Raw genomic sequence first — 5,503 nt, 5'->3', positions numbered from 1 at the left:
CCAGGCGGCCGCCTGGCTCGGCGAGTCCGGCATGGAGGCCTCCGAGTACCTGCGCATGGTCCGCGAAGGACGGCTCTCCACCGTCGACGAGCCGAGCACCGGCGAGGGCATGCCCAACACCTCCCTCACCTCCTGGTCGATACTGATCAACCGGCTCCGACGCTCCCAGCCCCAGGCCATCGACATCCTCAGCCTCTGCGCCTCCTTCGCCCCGGGCCGCATCCCCCTCGGCATCGTCCGCGCCTACCCTCAGGCCCCCCTCCCCGAGGACCTCCGGTGGATGGCCACCGACCTGCCGGCCTGGACCCGGGCCCTCGACACCCTCGTCAACTACTCGGTGCTCACCCGGGAGACCCGCGGACCCGTCACCAGCGAGGAGGCCGCACCGCAGCAGGAGTCGATCCACATGCACCGGCTCGTGCACGACATCGTCTCCCGGCTCACCGACGGCGAGCACCGCGACGCCCACCGCAAGGCCGTCCGCGCGCTGCTCGCCGAGGCCGACCCCGGGAACCCGACGGACAGCCGGAACTGGCCCCGCTACTCCGAGCTCCTGCCCCACCTGGAGCCCTCCGGGGCACTGCGCAGCACCGACGCGCGCATCCAGACCACCGTCCTCAACTGCCTGCGCTACTGCGACCGCAGCGGTGAGTACAAGGCGGGCACCCGCCTCGCCGAACGCATCCGCGGCAGCTGGAGCGGCTTCATGGACCCGCTCTCCCCGCACATGCAGGAACTCACCACCGTGGAAGGCGACATCCTGCGCCGCAGCGGCGGCTTCCGCGAAGCGTACGAACTCGACCTCGCCCGCCGCACCCTGCTCGCCGCGGCCGACCACCCCGACGAGCTCGGCGACCTCAAGTCCAAGATCTGCATCGCCCGCGACCTGCGCTTCCTCGGCCAGTACAAGGAATCCGAACGCCTCCAGCGCGAGGTCCTCGCCGAGGCCCAGAGCCTCCTCGGCGAGACCCAGCAGCTCACCCTCGCCGCCCGCCACAACGTCGGCGTCGTCCTGCGAATGCTCGGCCGCTACGCGGAGGCGTACGAGCAGGACGCCGACACCCTCTCCCGCTGCGAGAACATCCTGCGCCCCCACCACCCCTCCACCCTCAACTCCAACAACGCCGTCGCCCAGGACCTCCGGCTGCTCGGCCGCTACCGCGAGGCGCTCGGCCGCCAGGAGGCCAACGTCCGCCTCCACGTGAAGATCCTCGGCCCACAGCACCTCCAGACCCTCTACGCACGCAGCCAGCTCGCCCTCTGCCGACGCCGCGAAGGCGGCTTCAAGGACGACATCGGCGCCGTCATGGCCGGGGTTCTCGACCACCTCGAACAGGCCCAGGGACGCGGCCACTACCTCACGCTCTCCGCGGTCACCAACTACGCCAACTACCTGCGCGAGCACGGCGACCTCGACCGGGCCCGCGAGCTCATCAGCGAGGCCGAGGCCGGCTACCGCGCCCTGCTCGGACCCGCCCACCCCGTCTCCACCGGCGTCCTCGCCAACACCGCCCTCGTCATGCAGGCGGCCGGCGAACGCACCGAGGCCATGACGATGCTGGAGGCGGCGCTCGCCGGACTCACCGCCGCCCTCGGCCCCGACCACCCCTGGGTCCTCGGCTGCGCCCTCAACGCCACCGCCGCCCGCAACTTCAACGGGCGCGTGTCCGACGCCGCCGAACTCAGCCGGGACACCCTGCGCCGGGCCCGGCACGTCATGGGCCCCGAGCACCCCCTGACCATGTCCTGCCAGGTCGCGCTCGCCACCGACCTGCGTGGCCTCCGCGAGATCGAGGAGGCCGGGAAGCTGGAGGAGGACGCCCTCCTCACCCTCACCCGGACCCTCGGCGCCCAACACCCGCACACCCTGTCGGCGCGTCAGCGCAACCGCCCGTACTGGGACTTCGAGGCCAACCTCTGACCAACCCCGGACACGCCGGAGGCCCGGCACCCCATCGGGGTGCCGGGCCTCCTCACGCGGTACGAGATCAGGCGTCGAAGACCTCGTTGACCAGCTGCTGCTGCTCCGCCTGGTGGCGCTTGGCCGAGCCCACCGCCGGGGAGGAGGAGTGCGGACGCGAGATCCGGCGCAGGCGCTCGCCCGCCGGGATGTCCGCGCCGACCGCCAGGTCCAGGTGGTCGATCAGGTTGAGCGCGATGAACGGCCAGGCACCCTGGTTCGCCGGCTCCTCCTGCGCCCAGATGTACTTCGCGGCGTTCGGGTACTTGGCGATCTCGGCCTGCAGCTCGGCACCCGGCAGCGGGTACAGGCGCTCCAGACGGATGATCGCGGTCTCCGTGTCACCGCGCTTCTGACGCTCGGCCTCCAGGTCGTAGTAGACCTTGCCGGCGCAGAAGACGACCTTGCGGACGTCGGCCGGGTTACCCGCTCCGGAGGAGGTGAGCGTGTCGCCGATCACCGGGCGGAAGCCGCCGGTGGTGAACTCCTCCACCTTGGACGCCGCGGCCTTCAGACGCAGCATCGACTTCGGGGTGAAGACGATGAGCGGCTTGTGGTGCGGGTTGTGGACCTGCCAGCGCAGGAGGTGGAAGTAGTTCGACGGCAGCGTCGGCATGGCGACCGTCATGTTGTCCTGGGCGCACATCTGGAGGAAGCGCTCCGGGCGCGCGGACGAGTGGTCCGGGCCCTGGCCCTCGTAGCCGTGCGGCAGGAGCAGCGTGACGCCGGAGGTCTGGCCCCACTTCTGCTCGGCCGAGGAGATGAACTCGTCGACGACGGTCTGCGCGCCGTTGACGAAGTCACCGAACTGGGCCTCCCAGATGACCAGGGAGTCCGGGCGGGCCAGCGAGTAGCCGTACTCGAAGCCCATCGCCGCGTACTCGCTGAGCAGCGAGTCGTAGACGTTGTAGTGGGCCTGGTCCTCGGTCAGGTAGAGCAGCGGGGTGTAGTCCTCGCCGGTCTCCTGGTCGACCAGGACCGCGTGGCGCTGGCCGAAGGTGCCGCGGCGGGAGTCCTGGCCCGACAGGCGGACCGGGGTGCCCTCCATCAGCAGGGAGCCGATGGCGAGGGTCTCGCCGAAGCCCCAGTCGATGGTGCCGTCGTCGATGGAGGCGGCGCGGCGCTGCATCTGCGGCATCAGACGCGGGTGGACCGTGATCCGCTCCGGGATGTTGACCTGCGACTCGGCGATCCGCTTCACGACCTCCTGGGAGACCGCGGTGGTGACGGCGACCGGGAACTCGGCCTGCGCGTCCGGCACGGTGGTCGACGCCGGGGCGGCGGTGGCCTCGCGGACCTCCGCGAACACCTTCTCCAGCTGGCCCTGGAAGTCCTGGAGCGCCTGCTCCGCCTCTTCGAGGGTGATGTCGCCGCGACCGATGAGCGACTCGGTGTAGAGCTTGCGCACCGAACGCTTCTTGTCGATCAGGTTGTACATCTGCGGGTTGGTGAACTGCGGGTTGTCGCCCTCGTTGTGACCGCGGCGGCGGTAGCAGATGAGGTCGATCACGACGTCCTTGTTGAACGTCTGGCGGAACTCGAAGGCGAGCCGCGCGACGCGGACCACGGCCTCCGGGTCGTCGCCGTTCACGTGGAAGATCGGCGCCTCGATCATGCGGGCCACGTCGGTCGCGTACATCGAGGAACGCGAGGACTCCGGGGCGGCGGTGAAGCCGACCTGGTTGTTGATGACGATGTGGACCGTGCCGCCGGTGCGGTAGCCCCGCAGCTGCGACATGTTCAGCGTCTCGGCGACGACGCCCTGGCCGGCGAAGGCCGCGTCACCGTGGAGGGCGACGGGCAGGACGGTGAAGTCCGTGCCGCCCTTGTTGATGACGTCCTGCTTGGCGCGGACGACACCCTCCAGGACCGGGTCGACCGCCTCCAGGTGCGAGGGGTTGGCGGTGAGCGAGACCTTGATCTGCTCGCCGTCCAGGCCGGTGAAGGTGCCCTCGGCGCCCAGGTGGTACTTGACGTCGCCGGAGCCGTGCATCGACTTCGGGTCGAGGTTGCCCTCGAACTCGCGGAAGATCTGCGCGTACGACTTGCCGACGATGTTCGCCAGGACGTTCAGGCGGCCGCGGTGGGCCATGCCGATGACGACCTCGTCGAGGCGCGACTCGGCGGCCGAGTCGATGACCGCGTCGAGCAGCGGGATGACGGACTCGCCGCCCTCCAGGGAGAAGCGCTTCTGGCCGACGTACTTCGTCTGCAGGAAGGTCTCGAAGGCCTCCGCCGCGTTCAGCCGGCGCAGGATCCGCAGCTGCTCCTCGCGCTCCACGCGGGAGTGCGGGCGCTCGACGCGGTCCTGGATCCACTTGCGCTGCTTCGGGTCCTGGATGTGCATGAACTCGACGCCGGTGGTGCGGCAGTACGAGTCGCGGAGCACGCCGAGGATGTCGCGGAGCTTCATCATCGACTTGCCGGCGAAGCCGCCGACCGCGAACTCCCGCTCCAGGTCCCACAGGGTGAGGCCGTGCTCGGTGATGTCCAGGTCGGGGTGCTTGCGCTGCTTGTACTCCAGCGGGTCGGTGTCGGCCATGACGTGGCCGCGGACCCGGTAGGAGTGGATGAGCTCGAAGACGCGCGCGGCCTTGGTGACGTCGTCGTCGTGCGAGGCGTCGATGTCCTTGAGCCAGCGGACCGGCTCGTAGGGGATGCGCAGGGCCTTGAAGATCTCGTCGTAGAAGCCCTCCTCGCCGAGGAGGAAGTTGGCGACGACGCGCAGGAACTCGCCGGAGGCGGCGCCCTGGATGACGCGGTGGTCGTACGTCGAGGTCAGGGTCATGACCTTCGAGATGCCCAGCTTGTTCAGGGTGTCCTGGGAGGTGCCCTGGAACTCGGCCGGGTAGTCCATCGAGCCGACGCCCATGATGACGGACTGACCGGGCATCAGACGCGGCACGGAGTGGACGGTGCCGAGGCCGCCGGGGTTGGTCAGGGAGACCGTGACGCCGGAGAAGTCCTCCATCGTCAGCTTGCCCACGCGGGCGCGCTTGACGATGTCCTCGTACGCCTGCCAGAACTCGAAGAAGTTGAGCGTCTCGGCCTTCTTGATGCCCGCGACGACGAGCTGGCGGTCGCCGTTGGGCTTGACCAGGTCGATCGCGAGGCCGAAGTTCACGTGCTCCGGCTTGACCAGGGTCGGCTTGCCGTCCTTCTCCGCGAAGGAGTAGTTCATCGACGGCATGGCCTTGATCGCCTGCACCATCGCGTAGCCGATGAGGTGCGTGAAGGAGATCTTCCCGCCCCGGGCGCGCTTCAGGTGGTTGTTGATCACGATCCGGTTGTCGAAGAGCAGCTTCACCGGGACGGCGCGGACGGACGTGGCCGTCGGCACCTCCAGGGAGGCGTTCATGTTCTTCGCGACCGCGGCGGCGGGGCCGCGCAGCGTGATCAGCTCGGGGCCGACGGGGGCCTCCTTCGCCGGGGCGGCCGGAGCGGCCTTGACGGCCGCCGGAGCGGCGGCGGCCGGCTTCGCGGCGGCCGGCGCGGGGGCCGCGGCCGGCTTCACGGGAGCCGGGGCCGCGACCGGGGCGGGCG

General features: G+C 70.1%; 2 protein-coding genes. One reads left to right on the top strand and one right to left on the bottom strand.

Annotated features, from left to right (window positions below):
* On the top strand, nt 1–1,921 hold a 1,921-nt coding region (gene fxsT / locus CCN56_RS09340), incomplete at its 5' end, for an FxSxx-COOH system tetratricopeptide repeat protein (RefSeq protein ID WP_143664474.1).
* A 67-nt stretch (nt 1,922–1,988) separates the two neighbouring features.
* On the opposite strand, the gene CCN56_RS09335 is transcribed toward fxsT, so the two are convergent.
* The coding region (locus CCN56_RS09335; protein ID WP_086825416.1) for a multifunctional oxoglutarate decarboxylase/oxoglutarate dehydrogenase thiamine pyrophosphate-binding subunit/dihydrolipoyllysine-residue succinyltransferase subunit at nt 1,989–5,503 on the bottom strand (3,515 nt) is incomplete at its 5' end.

It is taken from the genome of Streptomyces sp. NRRL B-24572 (genome assembly GCF_002156145.1).
In the GTDB taxonomy this organism is placed as follows: domain Bacteria; phylum Actinomycetota; class Actinomycetes; order Streptomycetales; family Streptomycetaceae; genus Streptomyces; species Streptomyces vietnamensis.
The sequence above is the reverse complement of the archived record's forward strand: the minus strand, read 5'-3'. Positions and strand labels throughout refer to the sequence as shown.